This window comes from Bradyrhizobium sp. NP1 (assembly GCF_030378205.1).
Taxonomy (GTDB): domain Bacteria; phylum Pseudomonadota; class Alphaproteobacteria; order Rhizobiales; family Xanthobacteraceae; genus Bradyrhizobium.
In genome coordinates, this window is the sequence record NZ_CP127385.1 from 7,353,817 (window position 1) to 7,373,135 (window position 19,319).

The window sequence follows — 19,319 nt, forward strand, 5'->3', positions numbered from 1 at the left end:
GACCCCGGCATGAATTTTCAGTCGGCCGCACCAAGGATTCCGCCGCGCGTTCTTTGCATCGGCATGCCGGTGCGCGACCTGACGTTCCGCGTGACGGGTGTGCCGGCGCGCGGCTCCAAGGAGAACGCCAGCCACTTCGAGGAGATCTGCGGCGGCAACGCGCTGAACGCCGCGATCGCCATCGTGCGGCTCGGCGGCCGCGCCACGATCTGCGGGCCGATGGGCGACCAGAAGGAGACCTCGAGCCGCTACATTTTCGAGATGCTCGCGCATGAAGGAATTGAAACCAACCACATCATCCACATGCCGGGGCTGGTGACGCCGATCTCGACCATCATGATCGACCCTTCCGGCGAACGCACCATCGTCACCTTCCGCGACCCGGAACTGTGGAAGGTCCGCCTCCCCGCCCCCGACACGCTGCTGGACGATTGTCACGCCATCCTGACCGAGAGCCGTTGCGCCGAATTCTGCACCGACCTCTGCGCCGAGGCGCGGCGCCGCGGCATTCCCGTCGTCGTGGACGCCGACCGGGCGATGTCGATGCGGGAGGGCCTTTTGACCGTCTCCTCGCACCTGGTTTTCTCGAGCGAGCCGCTACAGGAAACCGCCGGTGTGGCCGACGATGGCGAGGCGCTGAGGCGGGTGGCCAAGGTGACTTCCTCGTTCCTCGCAGGCACCAGGGGCGCCCAGGGCACCATCTGGCTCGACGAGAACGGCAACCTGCAACAGACACCGGCTTTCCCGGTGCATACCGTGGACACGCTCGGCGCCGGCGACGTCTTCCATGGCGCCTTTACCCTCGCCATCACCGAAAAACAGGAACTCCAGGACGCCCTGCGGTTCGCCTCCGCCGCTGCAGCCCTGAAATGCACCCGCTTCGGAGGAGCCCTGGCCGCCCCGCGACGTGCTGAAGTTGTGGAGCTTTTAAAACAGGGCCGGACCTCCAGCCCGGTCGGAACTGCCCATTAGGCTCTTGCCATAGAAGATTTTTCTATATATCAGGGTGTGAGCCCTCGCATATGGAACTTTCTTCTCATGACCGAGCTTGCTGTTCAGCTTCATGAACCCAATCGCCGCCTCGACGCCATCGATCGCAAGATCCTGATGGTGCTGCAGGAGGATGCCTCGCTGTCGGTTGCCGAGATCGGCGACCGCGTCGGCCTGTCCTCGACCCCCTGCTGGAAGCGCATCCAGCGCCTGGAAGCCGACGGCGTGATCCTGCGCCGCGTCGCGCTCGTCGACCAGAACAAGGTCGGGCTCGGCATTTCCGTGTTCGTCTCGGTGGAGAGCTCCGACCATTCCGAGGCCTGGCTGAAGAAATTCGCCGACGCCGTCAGCGCCATGCCCGAGGTGATGGAATTCTATCGGATGGCGGGCGACGTCGACTACATGCTGCGCGTCGTGGTCGCGGACATGCAGAGCTACGACGTCTTCTACAAGAAGCTGATCGCAACCGTGCCGCTGAAGAACGTCACGTCGCGCTTTGCGATGGAGAAGATCAAGTCGGTCACCGCGCTGCCGGTGCCGGCGGTCGCTTAAAGCCGCCACCACTCGTCGTCGTCACCCGCGAAAGCGGGAGACCCAGTATTCCAGAGACGGCAGCTATAGACCGAGACGCCGCTGCGTACTGGATGCCCCGCTTTCGCGGGGCATGACCGACAAATATGCGTCGAACGGCCGGCGCGAAAATCAGATCTTCTGATTGTACTCGCCGACTTCGGGGTGGGTGCGCAGCACGCTGTCCACCGCCTCGAACATGTCGCGCATCCGCCGCTCGGAAACCGGGCTTTCCACCACGACCACAAGCTCGGGCTTGTTCGAGGACGCGCGCACGAGACCCCAGCTGCCGTCCTCGACGGTCACGCGCACGCCGTTGACGGTGACGAGATCGCGGATGTTCTGGCCCGCGACTTTTTCGCCCTTCTTCTGCAGCGTCTCGAAATGCTTCACCACGGAGTCGACGATGCCGTATTTGACCTCGTCGGCGCAGTGCGGCGACATGGTCGGCGACGACCAGGTTTTTGGCAGCGCGTTCTTCAGGTCCGCCATCGACTTGCCCTGCGCGCGATCGAGCATCTCGCAGATCGCGATCGCCGACACCAGGCCGTCGTCATAGCCGCGGCCGAACGGCTTGTTGAAGAAGAAATGGCCGGACTTCTCGAAGCCCGCGAGCGCGCCGAGTTCGTTGGTGCGGCGCTTCATGTAGGAATGGCCGGTCTTCCAGTAGGTCGTCTTCGCACCCTGCTTTTGCAGGACGGGATCGGTGATGAAAAGCCCGGTCGATTTCACGTCGACGACGAATAGCGCGTCCTTGTGGATCGCCGACATGTCGCGCGCCAGCATGACGCCGACCTTGTCGGCGAAGATCTCCTCGCCCGTATTGTCGACGACGCCGCAGCGGTCGCCGTCACCGTCAAACCCCAGGCCCACATCGGCCTTGTTCGCGAGCACGGCATCGCGGATCGCGTGCAGCATCTCGAGGTCTTCGGGGTTCGGATTGTATTTCGGGAAGGTGTAGTCGAGCTCGGTGTCGAGCGGGACCACCTCGCAGCCGATCTTTTCCATCACCTGCGGAGCGAACGCGCCCGCGGTGCCGTTGCCGCAGGCGACCACGGCCTTCAGCTTGCGCTTCAGCTTCGGCCGGTTGGTGAGATCGGCGATGTAGCGCGCCGGAAAATTCTCGTGGAATTGATAGGAGCCGCCGGTCGTGGACTTGAACGCGGCATTGAGCACGATCTCCTTCAGCCGCGTCATCTCGTCGGGGCCGAAGGTGAGCGGGCGGTTGGCGCCCATCTTCACGCCGGTCCAGCCGTTGTCGTTGTGCGAAGCCGTCACCATGGCGACGCAGGGCACGTCGAGATCGAATTGCGCGAAATAGGCCATCGGCGTCACCGCAAGGCCGATGTCGTGCACCTTGCAGCCCGAGGCCATCAGGCCGGAGATCAGCGCATATTTGATCGAGGCGGAATAACTACGGAAATCGTGCCCGGTGACGATTTCCTGCTTGACGCCCAGTTCCTTGATCAGCGTGCCCAGCCCCATGCCGAGCGCCTGCACGCCCATCAGGTTGATTTCCTTGTTGAACAGCCAGCGCGCGTCGTATTCGCGAAAGCCGGTCGCCTTCACCATCGGCTCGGATTCAAAGGCATAGGTATTGGGAACCAGTACGGATTTCGGCTTTGGAAACATGAGGATTGGCCTCGTCGGGGGTACAGCAATGATCCGCAGCCATAGCGAATGCGAAGGCCGAGCGGAAGGCGGGACAGCGGTTTTGTGGCGATTAAATTAGGGTGGATGGGCGAAGCGTCATCCACCCATCTTTGCACAGCGGCGCAATACGCCACGCTATTGCGCCCTACGAGTTGCCTAACCGCCATCACTCCGACCCAGCATGGTTTCCGCAGGGGTGGCGCTAGGCATGGACAGGCATTGCCGCGCGGTTGTTATTTCAGCCGCTCCCGGCGCTCTGCAATCTCCGCGTCAAATAATTTGACACGTCGGGCAAATCACCGGCATATCATCATCGTCGCAAGAATTAAGCCCGCGCTGGAAAGTCCGCCGCGGGCTTTTTGAATCAGACAAAACGCTGTCAGGCAATACGCTGCCGAGCGCGCCGAACCTGGCCGCCACAGCGAACCGAATGGGCTGACAGCCAAGGCCGACCCCGCAGACAGACGTGCGCCCGGCGAAAACGATGGGCAAGCCGAACCGGACTCGACGCTCCCGCGCCTTTGCGCAAGCCATCCTTCAAGCACTTGCCTTCAAACACTTAAAACCAACCCAGCCCTCTCCGCGAGGGCGCGGTCACATCACGGGCCCATCCGAAAGTGTCCGCAAATAACTGTAGGTGATTCATCATGCCTGATTACTCTCTGGTGCCGGTGGACCATCAGCCGGATTTCGATGACTACTCGCTCGTTCCCGTTGACCACAATCCGTTCGCCGCGGGTGTCCCTGCTCAGCAGGCGCAGATTCAACAGACCCAGGCCCAGGTCCCGCCGCAAGGCTCGCCGCAGCAACCGCCAGCAACGGGAGCCGGTCAACCCGATGCCGGTGCACCGGCTACAGGCGGTGGCCTAACTTTCTTGCGTGAAAATGGTATGGTTGACAGCTACGTTTATGCAAAAAACTCGACTGGCACCCCACCAGCAGGCCCTCAGGTTACTACTGCCAACCGTAATCTCACAATCACTGCCACTGACAACGCCAAACCCACGAATTTCGGTGGGGTTTACGGACATACACTGACGTTCTCAGAACCCGGTAGCAATAATTTGAGAACAATCGCCGCTGCCGACCCGACTGGTTTGTTGGTAGCTATCCCGGTTGAAGGAGATCCAAACTTCCTGAGTGTCAGAGAGTACAAGGGCTACTAGGCCGTGTACTCATAAGCTTGGAGGTCTGCCCTATTGCCGACCAAGGCAATGCGGCAACGGGATATGTCGCCAAGGGCCACAATCTGAAATTCGCCTCCATTTCTGCCGGCCTGAGGATATGGTCCGCATCACAGGGGGAAGACATCGAGAGTTCTATGAAACTTCTGAAGACCGGAATACTCGCGCTTCCGCTAACCGTGACGGCGACCGCTGGGCTGGCTGCGGATTACGAAATTGTCGCTGACATTGCGACTGTGGAGACCGGGGTAAACCATTATGCTGCCGAGCGCCTCGACCACAAGAACAAGAAGCTCTATCACTGCACCGCAGTCCTCGACGCCAGGACTGAGCAACTGACCGGTCAATGCACCGAGAGACCCGGCTTTCCCGAGAATCCGATCAGCAAAGGACCGAACGTGCAGGGAGGGATGTCAAACAGGTTTGGCGGATTGCCGGTGTTCGGCTCTTGGAAAATCGACCAGAGTTCGGGAAAAACTGAGTTCTGTATTTCAGGCACTGCTCAGTGCGTGGAGGTAACTCCGCAACCCTAATCCAAACTTTGATCGAGAATCCCGAACGCGAATTTTCCACGAAAAACGTTTAAGGCCTTCAGAGCATGTAGGTGGATTGGCAACCAAGGGCCTTACTGCTCCAGCACCATCTGCCCGTTGGCATATTCGAAGCGCTTCAGCTTCGACAGGAAGGACAGCCCGAGCAGGTTTTCCGACAGCGCCTCGTCAGGCAGCACCATGGCGTCGACATCGCGCACGACGATGCCGCCGAGATCGACCATGGCAAGATGGGCAGGCGCCGCCTTGATGGTGCCGTTGGCGGTCGAGACGCTCGCCTTGTACTCGCTGGGCGCAGGCCGCAGGCCGAAGCGCGCCGCCGAGGTCTCGTTCAGCGCCACCACGGAAGCGCCGGTATCGACCATGAAGGCGATACGCTGACCGTCGATCCGACCGTCGACCCTGAAATGGCCACGCGCATCACGCGGAATGTTGAGGCTGCGGACGTCGGCCGGCGCCGCAGTGGCGGCCATGGCAATCTTTTTCGGTGCAACGGTGGCGGCAGCCGGCGCGGGCGACAGCTTGTCCGCGACCTGCGCCATGAAGACGCCAAGCCCCGTCATGACGGCCGCAGTGATCATGATGGTACGCATACGCTACTCGCTACGCTGACACTCAATTCCACCATAGTCGCGGCCAAACCGCGACAAAGGGCTACCGGTCGAGGCCGCCATTTTCGCGAAAAGGATGAGCGAAGCGTTAACGGGCGGGCTGAAAGCGAAAAAGCGGACGCCAATTGCCGATTTGGCCGAAGCCGCGACGCCTTACGTGCCGCGCGGCTTGACCCGCCGGGTTGGCGGTGCGGTCGCCGGATCCTCCGGCCAGGGGTGGCGCGGATAACGGCCGCGCAGGTCGGAACGCACCGCTGCATAGCTGCCGCGCCAGAATCCCGGCAGGTCGCGCGTCACCTGCACCGGGCGGTGCGCCGGCGACAGCAGTTCCAGCACCAGCGGCACCTTGCCCGTTGCGATCGACGGATGCGTGGTGAGGCCAAACAGCTCCTGCAGCCGGACCGCGATCGTCGGGCCCTGCTCGGCTTCATAGTCGATCGCAAGCTGGGTGCCGGTCGGCGCCTCGAAATGCGTGGGCGCCTCGCGTTCGAGCCGGCCGCGCAGCTCCCAGGGCAGGAGCGCCAGCAGCGCATCCGACAGATCGCCGGCGGAAATCTCCTTCAGCGAGGTCTTGTCGTAGAGCGCCGGCACCAGCCAGTCTTCACGTCGCGCGGCGAGCGCATCGTCGGACAGATCGGGCCAGCTCTCGCCTTGAACTTGCCCCTGCGCCTTGCGCAGGAACATGACGCGGTCGCGCCACTGCTTGGCGGCCTTCGACCACGGCAATTTGTCGAGACCCGCGGCAAGCAGCCCATCGGCCAGGACGCGCGCGGTTTCCGCTGACGGCGTCAGCGCCAGCGGCGCTTCGGAAAGCGTGATCGCGTGCAGGGTGCGTTTGCGGCGGGCCCGCAGCGCCATCGCGCCACGATCGAACGAAATCTCGTCCGTGGTTTCGATCTGCTCGGCAAAACGCCGCTCGATCTCGTCCGCCGAGATCGGCGCCGCCAGCAGGATCCGGCCGTTCGCCGCCGTACCGGTCAATTCCGCAACCGCGATGGTAGGCGTGCGCGCCAGGGCCGAGGTCTGCTCCACCGCGGCACCGCGCCCGTTGGCCAGCACGAAGCTGCCATTGCCGCGGTTCTTCGCGATGCGGTCGGGGAAGGCAAAGGCCAGCATGACGCCGGTGCTAATCTCCTCTCCCGCTTGCGGGGAGGGAGGAGATGCCACCTGCTGCGCCCAGCGGCGGGCGAGGTCGCGCGCGGCTGTCGCGCGCGGCGAGCGATCGCGCCGGAACTGGTCGAGCCTGACGTCGAGGTCGACGCTGTCGCCGCCGAGCCCGCGTTCGGTGAGAACAGCGGCGATCTCGGCGGCCGCCTCGGCCGCGCCGAGCCGCTGCGAGTCGACGATCATGCGCGCGAGCCGCGGCGGCAGCGCCAGCGCGCGCAACGCCTGGCCTTCAGCGGTGATGCGGCCGTCGGCGTCGAGCGCGCCGAGTTCGCGCAGCAGGCTTTTCGCCTCCTTCAGCGCGGGCGCCGGCGGCGGATCGAGAAAGGCAAGCCCGGCCGGATCGGTGACGCCCCATTGCGCGAGATCGAGCACCAGCGACGACAGGTCGGCGCTGAGGATCTCGGGCTGCGTGAACGGCGCCAGCGAAGCGGTCTGCGGCTCGTCCCATAACCGGTAGCAGATGCCGGGTGAGGTGCGGCCGGCACGGCCGCGGCGCTGGTCGACGGCGGCGCGCGAGGCTCGCACGGTCTCGAGCCGCGTCAGCGCGATGTCCGGCTCGTAGCGCGGCACGCGCGCCAGCCCCGAATCGACCACGATGCGCACGCCCTCGATGGTCAGCGAGGTCTCGGCGATCGAGGTGGCGAGCACGACCTTGCGATGCCCGTTCGGCGCTGGCGCGATCGCACGATCCTGCACGGCGGCATCCAGCGCGCCGAACAGCGGCACGATCTCGATCCGGTCATCATGGATACGCTCGGCGAGGAAATTCTGGGTGCGGCGGATTTCGGCGGCGCCAGGCAGAAACGCGAGCACCGAGCCGGGATCGGCGCGCAGACCGCCGGCGATCGCCTCCGCCATCTGCCGTTCGACAGGCGCGTCGGTCTTGCGGCCGAGATAGCGCGTTTCGACCGGAAAGGCGCGGCCCTCGCTCTCGATCACCGGCGCCTCGCCAAGCAGCCTGGCGATCCGCGCGCCGTCCAGCGTTGCCGACATCACGAGGATGCGCAGGTCCTCGCGCAAGCCGGTCTGCGCGTCGCGCGCCAGCGCGAGCCCCAGATCGGCATCGAGCGAGCGCTCGTGGAATTCGTCGAACAGCACGGCCGCGACGCCGGTCAGTTCGGGATCATCGAGGATCTGGCGCGAAAAGATCCCCTCGGTCACCACCTCGATCCGGGTCGCGCGCGAGACCTTCGAGCCGAAGCGGACGCGATAGCCGACCGTCTCGCCGGCGCGCTCGCCCAGGGTTTTGGCCATGCGCTCGGCGCTGGCGCGGGCCGCGATGCGGCGCGGCTCCAGCACGATGATCTTCTTGTCCCTGGCCCAGGGCGCATCGAGCAGCGCCAGCGGCACGCGCGTGGTCTTGCCGGCGCCGGGCGGCGCGACCAGCACGGCGGTGTTGCTTTTTTCCAGCGTGCGCGCCAGCTCGTCGAGGACGGCATCGATCGGAAGCGGCGTGTCGAAGCTGCGGGGCACTATTTCACCACTCGTCGTGCCCGGGCTTGACCCGGGCATCCACGTCTTTCCCTAGCTGAAGAAAACAAGACGTGGATGGCCGTGACAAGCACGGCCATGACGGAACGAGCACAGATTCACCGCCGCCGCGGCGGCCGGCCGACGCTCTCATAGACAAAGCCGTGCGCCACCATCTCTTCGGGGCGATAGATGTTGCGCAGATCGATCACCACCGGTTGCGCCATCGCGCTCTTGAGGCGTTCGAGGTCGAGCGCGCGGAATTGCGCCCATTCGGTCACGATCACCATGGCGTCGGCGCCGTTCACGCAAGTGTAGGGATCGTCGCAATAGTCGATCTCGGGCAATTCCTTCCGCGCCTGCTCGATACCGACAGGATCATGCGCGCGCACTTTCGCGCCCATGTCGAGCAGCCCCGTCACCAACGGGATCGACGGCGCCTCGCGCATGTCGTCGGTATCAGGCTTGAAGGTCAGCCCGAGCACGGCCACCGTCTTGCCGCGCAGGCTGCCGCCGGCCGCAACGGCCACCTTGCGCGCCATTGCACGCTTGCGATTGTCGTTGACCCCGAGCACGGCCTCGACGATGCGCAGTTGCACGTCATGGTCCTGCGCGATCTTGACCAGCGCACGCGTATCCTTCGGAAAGCAGGAGCCGCCGAAGCCCGGACCCGCATGCAGGAATTTCGAACCTATCCGGTTGTCCAGCCCGATGCCGCGCGCGACTTCCTGCACGTCGGCGCCAACTTTTTCGGCGAGATCGGCGATCTCGTTGATGAAGGTGATCTTGGTCGCGAGGAACGCGTTCGCGGCGTATTTGATCAGCTCCGCGGTGCGCCGCGCGGTGTACATCAGCGGCGCCTGGTTGAGCGACAGCGGCCGGTAGACTTCGCCGAGCACCTTGCGGCCGCGCTCGTCCGCGGTGCCGACCACGATCCGGTCGGGGAACTTGAAATCGCGGATCGCCGCGCCCTCGCGCAGGAATTCCGGATTGGAAGCCACCACCACGTCGGCGGATGGATTGACCTCGCGGATGATGCGCTCGACCTCGTCGCCGGTGCCGACGGGAACGGTCGACTTGGTGACGACGACCGTGAAGCCCTTGAGCGCGGCGGCGATCTCGCGCGCGGCGGCATAGACGTAAGTAAGGTCGGCATGGCCATCGCCGCGCCGCGACGGCGTGCCGACCGCGATGAACACCGCATCGGCTTCCGCGACCGGATCCTTGAGGTCGGTCGCGAAATCGAGCCGCCCCGCCTTCACATTGCCGGCGACCAGCGCGTCAAGCCCCGGCTCGAAGATCGGAATCTCGCCGCGCCGCAGGCTTTCGATCTTCTCACGGTCCTTGTCGACACAGGTCACTTGATGACCGAAATCCGCAAAACAGGCACCGGAAACCAGTCCCACATAGCCCGTGCCAATCATGGCAATCCGCATGAAACAACCCGCATCTCTATGGTTAACGATCCTATTTCCGGGGCGGTCTTAGATGATTTTCGGCGCCGGGGAAACGGTCCGCCGGCGATAAAGCGGCATGCTGTTTGAATGAATAAAGGAGAAAGAAACCACCGGGGCCGAAGATGCCGCGTCCGCACAGCAAAACAACACACCAATGATAGCAAACGGCACATCCAGGCTGATTACCCCTTCCGCGCCATCGCCCGCCGAGGCCCGGGTCGACTGGGTCGACTACGCCAAGGGCATCTGCATCGTCATGGTGGTGATGATGCATTCGGTGCTGGGGGTCGAACTGGCCGCCGGCCAGACCGGCTTCATGCACCCCTTCGTGGCGTTCGCAAAACCGTTCCGGATGCCGGATTTCTTCCTGATTTCAGGGCTTTTCCTGCCGCTCGTGATCGATCGCGGCTGGCGCACCTACCTCGATCGCAAGGTGGTGCATTTCGCCTATTTCTATGTGCTCTGGGTGACGATCCAGTTCGGCTTCAAGGCGCCCGCTTTCGCCGCCGAATCGGGCTGGCCCCATGTCGGCTATCTGTATCTGGAATCCTTCATCGAGCCGTTCGGCACGCTGTGGTTCATTTATCTGCTGCCCATATTCTTCGTTGTCACAAAACTGACACGCGGGCTCCCGCCGCTCGCGATCTGGGCGGTCGCAGCCAGCCTCGAGATGGCGCATGTCGCGACCGGCTGGACCGTGATCGACGAGTTCTGCGCACGCTTCGTCTATTTCTATTCCGGCTACCTGTTCGCCGATTGGGTGTTCGCACTGTCCAACCGGGCGCGAGCGCACCCCGTGCTTTCGCTCGCGGCGCTGATGCTGTGGGCGATCATCGACGGCGGCCTCGTTGTGCTGGGCGCGAGCGAGTGGCCCCTGGTCTCGCTGATGCTCGGCGTTGCCGGCGCCTGCGCGATCGTCACGATCGCCGCGCTGCTTGCCAAAATGCGCTGGCTCAATTTCCTCCGCTTCTGCGGCGAGCATTCGATCGTGATCTACCTCGCCTTCTTCCTGCCGATGGCGACGACGCGGACGGTGCTTTTGAAGACCGGGCTGATCCCTGACATCGGCGCGGTCTCGCTGGTGGTGACGCTGGTAGGCGTTGCCGGTGCGCTTCTGATCTGGCGGCTTGCACTCGGCCTGCGCGCCAATTTCCTGTTCGAGCGGCCCGAGGCGTTCTGGATCGCGCCGAAAAAGGCTCGCCCCGTCCTGCAGGCAGCGGAATAGCCTTCGCCTTGCTTGCCGTCCGCGTACGGGCCACGAAGGCGGATTTAGCTGTCCAAAATCCCGCCTTCTAGGCTGTCAATCGCCGCAAAAGTTCTTAAATTGCGGCCATGCCGAAATCCCCCCAGAAGGCCGCCGCGAAGCCGGCCGCGACCAAGCCCGCCCCCGCCAAAGCCCCTGCCAAACAGCCTGGCAAGGGCGACCATGTTTTCCTGGTCGACGGTTCCTCCTACATTTTTCGCGCCTATCACGCGCTGCCGCCGCTGAACCGCAAGTCCGACGGGCTGCAGGTCAATGCCGTGCTCGGCTTCTGCAACATGCTGTGGAAGCTCTTGCGCGACATGCCGGAAACCGACCGGCCGACGCATCTTGCGATCGTCTTCGACAAGTCCGAAATCACCTTCCGCAACAAGCTCTATCCCGACTACAAGGCGCACCGGCCGCCGGCGCCCGACGACCTGATCCCGCAATTCGGGTTGATCCGCGACGCCGTGCGCGCCTTCGACCTGCCCTGCCTGGAACAGAACGGCTTCGAGGCCGACGATCTGATCGCGACCTATGCGCGGCTTGCGACCGCGCGCGGCGCAACCACGACCATCGTCTCCTCGGACAAGGACCTGATGCAGCTCGTGACCGACAAGGTCACGATGTACGACACCATGAAGGATCGCCGCATCGGCATCCCCGAGGTGATCGAGAAGTTTGGCGTGCCGCCGGAAAAGGTGGTCGAGGTTCAGGCGCTCGCCGGCGATTCCACCGACAACGTACCCGGCGTACCTGGCATCGGCGTCAAGACCGCTGCGCAACTGATCGTGGAATATGGCGATCTGGAACAGCTCCTGTTCCGTGCCACCGAGATCAAGCAGCCGAAGCGGCGCGAGGCCCTGATCGAGAACGCCGAGAAGGCACGCATCTCGCGGCAGCTCGTGCTGCTCGACGACAAGGTCGATCTCGAAGTGCCGCTCGACGACCTCGCGGTGCACGAACCCGACGCGCGCAAGCTGATCGCGTTCCTGAAAGCGATGGAATTTTCCACGCTGACCAAGCGCGTCGCCGAATATTCCGAGATCGATCCCGCAGACGTGACGGCGGATGCCGGTGGCAAGAGCGCCGCGTCGGCCCCTGCTCCTTCGAAGGCCGAATCAAGCAGTGGCACAGCCGATCTCTTTGCCGGCAGCGCGCCCGCACCCGCCAAGACCGGCACGGGAGGCAAGGAAGACAAGACCTCCAGCCTCAAGGGTACGCCAATCTCGCTCGCCGAGGCGCGCAAGGAAGCCGCGCGGAAATTGCCGTTCGACCGCTCCAAATATCAGATCATCGGCGCGGCAGACGAACTGAAAGCCTGGGTGGCGCGCGCGCGCGACACCGGCCGGTTTGCGATCGAAGCCAAGGCCAGCTCGATCGACCCGATGCAGGCCGATATCTGCGGCATCGCGCTGGCGCTGGCGCCAGGCGATGCCTGCTACATCCCGCTGGCGCACAAGCGCTCAGGTGACGGCGTCGGGCTGTTCGACGCCGGGCTGGCGCCCGGCCAGATCAAGGAAGGCGAAGCGCTGGAGGCGTTGAAGCCGCTCCTGGAATCGGCCGGTATTCTCAAGATCGGCTTCAACGTCAAATTCAACGCGGTGATGTTCGCGCAGGCCGGAATCACCCTGCGCAACATCGACGATGCCCAGCTCATGAGCTATGCGCTCGATGCCGGCCGCAACGGCCATGGCCTGGAGACGCTTTCCGAGCTCTGGCTCGGCCACACCACGATCGCCCATGGCGATCTCATCGGCAGCGGCAAGGGCAGGCTGACCTTCGATCAGGTCGCGATCGACAGGGCGACCGAATATTCCGCCGAGAGCGCCGACGTGATCCTGCGGCTATGGCGGCTGTTGAAGCCCCGGCTGGTCGCCGAGCGCATGACCGCCGTCTACGAGACGCTGGAGCGGCCGCTGGTTTCGGTGCTGGCGCGAATGGAGCGGCGCGGCATCTCGATCGACCGGCAGGTGCTGTCGCGGCTGTCGGGCGAGTTCGCGCAGACCGCCGCGCGCGTCGAGGCCGAGCTGCAGGAGCTCGCTGGCGAGCCGATCAATGTCGGCAGCCCGAAGCAGATCGGCGACATCATCTTCGGCAAGATGGGGATTCCCGGCGGCACCAAGACCAAGACCGGCGCCTGGTCCACCTCGGCGCAGATCCTCGACGAGCTTGCCGAGCAGGGCCACGAGTTCCCGAAGAAGATCCTGGAATGGCGCCAGGTGTCGAAGCTGAAGTCGACCTATACCGACGCGCTGCCGACCTACGTCAATCCGCAGACCCATCGCGTGCATACCACCTACGCGCTGGCGGCGACGACGACGGGGCGGCTGTCGTCGAACGAGCCCAATTTGCAGAACATCCCGGTGCGTACCGAGGACGGCCGCAAGATTCGCCGTGCCTTCATCGCCACGCCGGGCCACAAGCTGGTGTCGGCGGACTATTCTCAAATCGAGTTGCGGCTGCTCGCGGAGATCGCCGACGTGCCGGTGCTGCGCCAGGCGTTCCGCGACAAGCTCGACATCCACGCCATGACCGCGTCCGAGATGTTCGGCGTCCCGATCAAGGACATGCCGAGCGAGATCCGCCGCCGGGCTAAGGCGGTCAATTTCGGCATTATCTACGGCATCTCGGCCTTTGGTCTGGCCAACCAGCTCGGCATCGCGCGCGAGGAGGCGTCCGCCTATATCAAGAAGTATTTCGAGCGCTTCCCGGGCATCCGCGCCTATATGGACGAGACAAGGGAGTTTTGCCGCAAGAACGGCTACGTCGCCACGCTGTTCGGCCGCAAATGCTACTATCCCGACATCAAGGCCTCCAACGCCTCGGTCCGCTCCTTCAACGAGCGCGCCGCGATCAACGCGCGATTGCAGGGCTCGGCCGCGGACATCATTCGCCGCGCCATGACCCGCATGGAGGACGCCCTCGCCGAGAAGAAGCTGTCGGCACAGATGCTGTTGCAGGTGCATGACGAATTGATCTTCGAGGTGCCGGACGAGGAGGTTGCGGCGACGCTTCCCGTCGTGCAGCGCGTGATGCAGGACGCGCCGTTCCCGGCCGTGCTGCTGTCGCTGCCGCTGCAGGTCGATGCCCGCGCGGCCAACAACTGGGACGAGGCGCATTAGAGCGCGGGACGTCAGGGAGCACCGCCGCTGAAGTGGTCGACATCAATCCGGTTCTCGCATTCGCGCTGACCGCGCTGATCATTGAGATCACGCCCGGCCCCAACATGACCTATCTCGCGGCGCTGTCGCTCTCGAGCGGCGCGCGCACCGGCTTTGCCGCCGTGGCCGGCATTGCGCTCGGGCTTCTGGTCTACGGCGTCGCGGCCGCGGTCGGCCTGGCAGCGCTGGTCGACCGCCTGCCCTGGCTGTATGAGCTTCTGCGCTGGGGCGGCGTGGCGTATCTCGTGTACCTGGCGTGGGAAAGCTGGACCAGCGAGCGAGAGGCTGCGCCTGAAGCGACGGATGGGCCCGACGTGCGGCCATGGCTTGCGTTCCGGCGCGGGCTCATCACCAATCTGCTCAATCCCAAGGCGGCCGTTTTCTATCTCGCCGTGCTGCCGGATTTCGTTCAGCCGAACGGCGTGCCCGTGATGACGCAGACGATGCTGCTGATCGCGGTCTACGTGGCAATCGCGACCCTCATCCATAGCGGGATCGTCGCGCTCGCCAGCGCGCTGCAACCGACACTGGCCGCGTCGGGACGTCGTCGCGTGATCCGGCGTGTGCTGGCGCTCGTCTTGCTCGGCATCGCTGTCTGGTTTGCGGCATCGACCGGCCGATCGGCCGCCTGAATTTGCCCGCCTTGTCCGACCGCCGAATGCTCCGAGTTTTCGGGCGATGTCGGAGCAATCGCGAAATGGCGGCGCCGAAGCGGGCAGGCTAGAAGGTGCACGATCACCCCTGCTTGCGAGTTGGAAATGCCTCAGGCGACTTCCCTCATCGGTTTTGCGCTGGTTTCGCTCGGCATCGTGCTGACGCCGGGGCCGAACATGATCTATCTGATCTCGCGCTCGATCACGCAGGGGCCTGCGGCCGGAATCGTATCGCTTGGCGGTGTGGCGCTCGGCTTCGTCTTCTACATGCTTGCCGCGGCGTTCGGCATCACCGCGCTGCTGCTCGCGGTGCCCTATGCCTACGATGCGCTGCGCCTTGCCGGCGCGGCGTATCTCATGTGGCTCGCCTGGCAGGCGGTGAGGCCCGGCGGCCGCTCGCCGTTTCAGGTGAAGAAGCTCGCCGTCGACGGCCCGCGCAAGCTGTTCGCGATGGGTTTCGTCACCAATCTGCTCAACCCGAAGATCGCGATGCTGTATCTGGCGTTGCTGCCGCAGTTCATCGACCCCACCGCCGGCCCCGTGCTCGCGCAATCGCTGGTGCTGGGCTCGATCCAGATCGCCATCAGCGTCAGCGTCAATGCGATGATCGCGCTCGCGGCCGGCTCGATCGCGCTGTTCCTGGGGACGCGGCCGAGCTGGCTGCTCGTGCAGCGCTACCTGATGGGAACGGTGCTTGCCGGCCTCGCGCTGCGGATGGCGTTCGAGGCGCGGCGAGCTTGATCCCGGAAAAACTCAATCCAGCTTCGCCTCCATGCCGCGCTTGACCGCAGGCCGCGCCATCAGCGCGTTGTACCAGCGCTCGACGTTCGGAAAATCCTTCAGCTCGACCTTGTGGCGCGGATGCCGCCAGGCCCATCCGAGGATTGCGAAATCGGCGACCGACAGCGCGCCTGCCACGAATTCATGGTCCGCGAGGCGGCGGTCGAGCACGCCGTAAAGCCGGCGCGTCTCGGCCATGAAGCGCTTCAGCCCGTAGGCGCGCTCCTGCTCGTTTTCCAGCGCGATGAAATGATGGACCTGGCCGGGCATCGGGCCGAAGCCGCCCATCTGCCACATCAGCCACTCATAGACCGGGATGCGTCCGGCAAGCGGTTTTGGCAGGAATTTTCCGGTCTTCTCGCCGAGATAGAGCAGGATCGCGCCGGACTCGAAGATGCTGACGCGCTTGCCCTCGGGCCCCTCGGGATCGACGATTGCCGGGATCTTGTTGTTGGGGCTGATCGCCAGGAACGACGGCGCCATCTGCTCGCCCTTGGTGATGTTCACCGGGATCACCTTGTAAGGCAGACCCATTTCCTCCAGCGCGACCGAGATCTTGCGGCCATTCGGCGTGTTCCAGGTGTGCAGCTCGATGGTCATCGGTCCTCCCGAAAGGTTTTTTATCCCGTAGCGGGAAGCCGCCGGCCTTACAACCCTCGCTGTCGCAACCCCCCGGCGGCCGAATCCGCAGGCGCTGCGCTGTTGATAACGACAAGGCGCTGGCATGTGCGGAAAACCGCCGATACATTGCGCGCCACCCCAAAACCAGCCGAGAAGCCGCCTTGTCCAAATCAGCCTCCCGTGCCCGCCTTCACGAGATCATCCGCAAGCGCTCGTTCGGCCGCGGCGAGGTGACGCTCGCCTCGGGACGCAAAAGCGATTTCTACTTCAACCTCAAGCCGACCATGCTCGATCCCGAAGGCGCAGCCCTGCTCGCCGAGCTCACCTATGAGGCGCTGAAGGACGACAACCTCGACTATGTCGGCGGGCTCGAGATGGGCGCGGTGCCGCTTGCCGGGGCGATCGCGCAACTGTCCTGGATCAAGGGCCACCCGATCGCCGCCTTCTTCGTGCGCAAGAAGCCGAAGGAGCACGGCGCGCGCCTTGCCGTGGAGGGGCTCGCCAAGGGCGAGAGCCTGAAAGGCAAGCGCGTCGTGATCGTCGAGGACGTCACTACGACCGGCGGCTCGGCGCTGAAGGCGGTCGAGGCGGTGCGCGAGGAAGGCGCCGACGTCGCGCTGGTGCTCACCATGGTTGACCGCGAGGAAGGCGCCGACGAGACCTTCGCGAGCGCCGGACTGCCGTTCCGCTCGATCTACAAGGCGGCCGAGTTCCTGAAGAGCTGACGGCTTTCGCCTCCCGCCTTTCTTGGCCCCCGGACGCGCTCCGCTCACCGCTCGTTTACCATCCGCGTTTAAGGTGAATCCGAGGCTAAGGCGCCAGCCGCCCTGGCCGTGGCTTCGCGTCAGGTGGAGTAAGCGTTGCGTAAAGAGTTGCCTTGCCTGCGGATACGGCGCCGCGCGCTCCTTGCCGCCGTCCTCGCCCTCACCGGATCGCTCGCGATCCTGCCGGGCAGCGCCTGCGCCGAAAACCTGTTCGACTTTTTCTTCGGCGGCTTCAAGCAACAGCAGCAGACGCCGCAGGCGGGCTTTTTCGCCGACCCGATGAATCCCGACCCGCAAGGCGCGCCGCCGCAGCAACGCATGGCGGTCGCGGGCTCCGGCCCGGCCTTCTGCGTGCGGAGCTGCGACGGCCGCTATTTCCCGCTGATGCGCGGCGCTGCCTCCCCGGTGCAGATGTGCCAGGCGTTCTGCCCGGCGAGCCCGACCAAGGTGTTTTACGGCTCCAGCATCGACGGCGCCTATGCCACGAACGGCGAGCGCTATGCGGACAGCGAGAATGCCTTCGCCTATCGCAAGGCGCTGCGCGCCGACTGCACCTGCAACGGCCGCGATCCGGCAGGCCTCGCCCCTGTCGACCTCGCGCTCGACAGTTCGCTGCGTCCGGGCGACGTGATTGCGACCACCGACGGGCTCGTCGCCTATTCCGGCACACGCGCCGACGGCCAGGCCGCCGAATTCACGCCGGTGGCATCCTATCCGGGCCTCACCGCCGCGGTGCGCGCACGGCTCGGCGAGATGAAGGTCGCCCCCGCCAGCGCCGAGCTGGGCGATGCGTCGATCACCTCCTCGATAACGCCGCTGCCGCCAAAGCCCGGCCCCAGGGCCAAGCGCGCGGATTTGAACTGATCGCGGCCGGCGAAAAGCGCGGTGGCTCAAATTGAACGCCCTCGCGCTTCAGCTCTTTGTTCGAGCATGATCTCCGTCGGAAAACCGGTCCCCACTTTTCCGGATCATGCTCAGCGCCCGACAATCACACCGATCACGTTGGGCGCCGCGCGATAGCGTTCCTCGATCTCGGCGCGCGCGGCGGTGCGGTTTTCCGGCGTCAGGAGCCCGCGCTTCTCGGCCAGGATCATCCAGCAGAAACCCCACCAGTCCGTCAGCATGCCCTGGTCGTCGACGAGGTCGTAGCCCTGCTCGGCGGCGAAGATGCGCGCATGCGCCTCGTCGAGCGAATCGAGGAAGGCGTGATCCTCATTCGAGAACAGCGCGTCGCTGATGTCGTCGACGGTGTAGCCCCAGATCGAGGAGCAGACCACGTTGAACTCGCGGTCGATCTGGTCGTCGTCGACGGCGCGGCGGCGCGAGGCCTGGTGCAGGCGCGACAGCGTGCGCGCGAAGTCGGCGATGCGGGTGAGCGCGAATTGATCGAAGGCGATGGTGGACATGTAGTCCTCGCAGAGGCTGACAGACCATAGATATTGTGTCGGCACGACGCCGAATCATAATGATATATCAAAGACTTGCTAAAGTGTTCTTAATCTGTTCCGATGACAATGAACTTTGATGCCGCGCCTTCAGACCAATTATTTCGAGGCTTTTTGCGATCGTCCCATGTCGATCAAAAAGATTGCGGACGGACTGGAAGTTGCGGCTGAGACCGCAATCGCCTTGATATGCCTTTGCGTTTGGATCGCGAGGGACCCTTCAGGCTTTCTTGTGGCCATTGTCTGCGTCTGCGCAGGCTTCGCCGCCGTCCGCATTTATCGCTGGTACCTGGTGTCCTCCCGACCGTGAAGTCTTTTCGCGGGTTAGTAGGGTGGGCAAAGCGTCAGCGTGCCCACCAAGACAGTATTGCGCTTGAAGTTGGTGGGCACGGCGCAAACGCGCCTTTGCCCACCCTACATTCCAAAGCCTGTGGCTATGGGCCCCCGCCTTCGCCGGGGCGACTCGTCATGGGATGCGTTTGGACCCGCCGCCTCACCCCGCCGACGGCAGCCACTGGCCGCAGTAATTGGCAAAGAACTTTCCGCCGCACTGGCGCTTGATCGCGGCGCAGCGCGCGGCCGGCGACGCATCCTGGGCGACATGGAAGGAGCAGGAAAGCCCGTCGGCGGTTCGGCCCGCCTTCTCCGCGGCAAAGGCCGCGCTACTGACGCTGATGCAGACCAGCAGCAGCACGGCGGCGATGATCTCGATGGTCAGCTTTTCGATCGTCAGTTTCATGGCGCGATCTCCCGGATGCTTCGTTCGTTTCTGCGTGCTTTTGCGTGTTTCTCCCGGCCGTTCCACCCCCACAATATCACCCAATTGCGGCCTGCTCGCGGTGGCAAATCGGCCCGGTCCTTGCATAATTTCATGGCCAGTGGTCCGATTCTAACATTCGCCCCCACTTTGGGAGCCACATTTGCGAATGTTAGAATCAAAGGACCACTGGCGGGTTGTTGATGCTAATGGAGCTTTGGATTTGACGTTCGCATCAA

Annotated in this window: 17 protein-coding genes; 10 read left to right on the plus strand and 7 right to left on the minus strand. The window is 64.3% G+C overall.

The window, feature by feature from the left end; all coding sequences use genetic code 11:
- Positions 1 to 9: 9 nt before the first annotated feature.
- Positions 10 to 972, plus strand: coding sequence for a sugar kinase (locus tag QOU61_RS35475; RefSeq protein ID WP_289662061.1), 963 nt, complete (start codon positions 10 to 12; stop codon positions 970 to 972).
- A gap of 66 nt (positions 973 to 1,038) precedes the next feature.
- The gene (locus tag QOU61_RS35480; RefSeq protein WP_289655814.1) at positions 1,039 to 1,542 is read left to right on the plus strand and encodes an Lrp/AsnC family transcriptional regulator; all 504 of its coding nucleotides are present in this window, start codon (positions 1,039 to 1,041) and stop codon (positions 1,540 to 1,542) included.
- Positions 1,543 to 1,692: 150 nt separating this feature from the next.
- Here the strand turns inward: QOU61_RS35480 and QOU61_RS35485 are convergent, their stop codons facing one another.
- Entirely contained in the window at positions 1,693 to 3,192 is a 1,500-nt protein-coding gene (locus tag QOU61_RS35485; RefSeq protein WP_289655815.1) for a phosphomannomutase/phosphoglucomutase, read from the minus strand.
- A gap of 668 nt (positions 3,193 to 3,860) precedes the next feature.
- Here QOU61_RS35485 and QOU61_RS35490 point away from each other — a divergent pair.
- The gene (locus tag QOU61_RS35490; protein ID WP_289655816.1) at positions 3,861 to 4,379 is read left to right on the plus strand and encodes a hypothetical protein; all 519 of its coding nucleotides are present in this window, start codon (positions 3,861 to 3,863) and stop codon (positions 4,377 to 4,379) included.
- Positions 4,380 to 4,534: 155 nt separating this feature from the next.
- Complete coding sequence (locus QOU61_RS35495) at positions 4,535 to 4,930, plus strand: hypothetical protein (protein ID WP_289655817.1); 396 nt, start codon at positions 4,535 to 4,537, stop codon at positions 4,928 to 4,930.
- A gap of 92 nt (positions 4,931 to 5,022) precedes the next feature.
- Here the strand turns inward: QOU61_RS35495 and QOU61_RS35500 are convergent, their stop codons facing one another.
- The 3 genes from QOU61_RS35500 to QOU61_RS35510 form a co-directional block, all read right to left on the minus strand.
- Entirely contained in the window at positions 5,023 to 5,529 is a 507-nt protein-coding gene (locus tag QOU61_RS35500) for a TIGR02281 family clan AA aspartic protease (protein WP_289662063.1), read from the minus strand.
- Between the two features lie 183 nt (positions 5,530 to 5,712).
- A complete protein-coding gene (gene hrpB / locus QOU61_RS35505; RefSeq protein WP_289655818.1) occupies positions 5,713 to 8,199 on the minus strand; it encodes an ATP-dependent helicase HrpB in 2,487 nt (828 codons plus the stop codon).
- Between the two features lie 116 nt (positions 8,200 to 8,315).
- Positions 8,316 to 9,632 carry a UDP-glucose dehydrogenase family protein gene (locus tag QOU61_RS35510; RefSeq protein WP_289655819.1) on the minus strand — a complete coding sequence of 439 codons (1,317 nt, stop codon included), beginning with the start codon at positions 9,630 to 9,632 and terminating at the stop codon, positions 8,316 to 8,318.
- A 175-nt stretch (positions 9,633 to 9,807) separates the two neighbouring features.
- Between QOU61_RS35510 and QOU61_RS35515 the strand changes: the two genes are divergently transcribed.
- The 4 genes from QOU61_RS35515 to QOU61_RS35530 all read left to right on the plus strand — a co-directional run bounded on the left by QOU61_RS35515 (position 9,808) and on the right by QOU61_RS35530 (position 15,454).
- A complete protein-coding gene (locus QOU61_RS35515; protein WP_289655820.1) occupies positions 9,808 to 10,878 on the plus strand; it encodes an acyltransferase family protein in 1,071 nt (356 codons plus the stop codon).
- Between the two features lie 107 nt (positions 10,879 to 10,985).
- Positions 10,986 to 14,021 carry a DNA polymerase I gene (gene polA / locus QOU61_RS35520; RefSeq protein WP_289655821.1) on the plus strand — a complete coding sequence of 1,012 codons (3,036 nt, stop codon included), beginning with the start codon at positions 10,986 to 10,988 and terminating at the stop codon, positions 14,019 to 14,021.
- 104 nt (positions 14,022 to 14,125) lie between these two features.
- On the plus strand, positions 14,126 to 14,692 hold the full coding sequence (locus QOU61_RS35525) for a LysE family translocator (RefSeq protein WP_502876998.1): 567 nt from the start codon (positions 14,126 to 14,128) through the stop codon (positions 14,690 to 14,692).
- A gap of 126 nt (positions 14,693 to 14,818) precedes the next feature.
- Positions 14,819 to 15,454 (plus strand): LysE family translocator, encoded by a 636-nt coding sequence (locus QOU61_RS35530; RefSeq protein ID WP_289655822.1) that lies wholly within the window; start codon positions 14,819 to 14,821, stop codon positions 15,452 to 15,454.
- A 12-nt stretch (positions 15,455 to 15,466) separates the two neighbouring features.
- Here QOU61_RS35530 and QOU61_RS35535 read toward each other — a convergent pair whose 3' ends face one another.
- Complete coding sequence (locus tag QOU61_RS35535) at positions 15,467 to 16,093, minus strand: glutathione S-transferase family protein (protein ID WP_289655823.1); 627 nt, start codon at positions 16,091 to 16,093, stop codon at positions 15,467 to 15,469.
- A gap of 182 nt (positions 16,094 to 16,275) precedes the next feature.
- Between QOU61_RS35535 and pyrE the strand changes: the two genes are divergently transcribed.
- A complete protein-coding gene (gene pyrE, locus QOU61_RS35540; protein WP_289655824.1) occupies positions 16,276 to 16,839 on the plus strand; it encodes an orotate phosphoribosyltransferase in 564 nt (187 codons plus the stop codon).
- A 135-nt stretch (positions 16,840 to 16,974) separates the two neighbouring features.
- Positions 16,975 to 17,742 (plus strand): DUF2865 domain-containing protein, encoded by a 768-nt coding sequence (locus tag QOU61_RS35545; RefSeq protein WP_289655825.1) that lies wholly within the window; start codon positions 16,975 to 16,977, stop codon positions 17,740 to 17,742.
- Between the two features lie 110 nt (positions 17,743 to 17,852).
- On the opposite strand, the gene QOU61_RS35550 is transcribed toward QOU61_RS35545, so the two are convergent.
- Both QOU61_RS35550 and QOU61_RS35555 read right to left on the minus strand, forming a co-directional pair.
- Complete coding sequence (locus tag QOU61_RS35550) at positions 17,853 to 18,284, minus strand: hypothetical protein (protein ID WP_289655826.1); 432 nt, start codon at positions 18,282 to 18,284, stop codon at positions 17,853 to 17,855.
- Positions 18,285 to 18,816: 532 nt separating this feature from the next.
- Positions 18,817 to 19,062 (minus strand): hypothetical protein, encoded by a 246-nt coding sequence (locus QOU61_RS35555; protein ID WP_289655827.1) that lies wholly within the window; start codon positions 19,060 to 19,062, stop codon positions 18,817 to 18,819.
- Between the last annotated feature and the right edge of the window lie 257 nt (positions 19,063 to 19,319).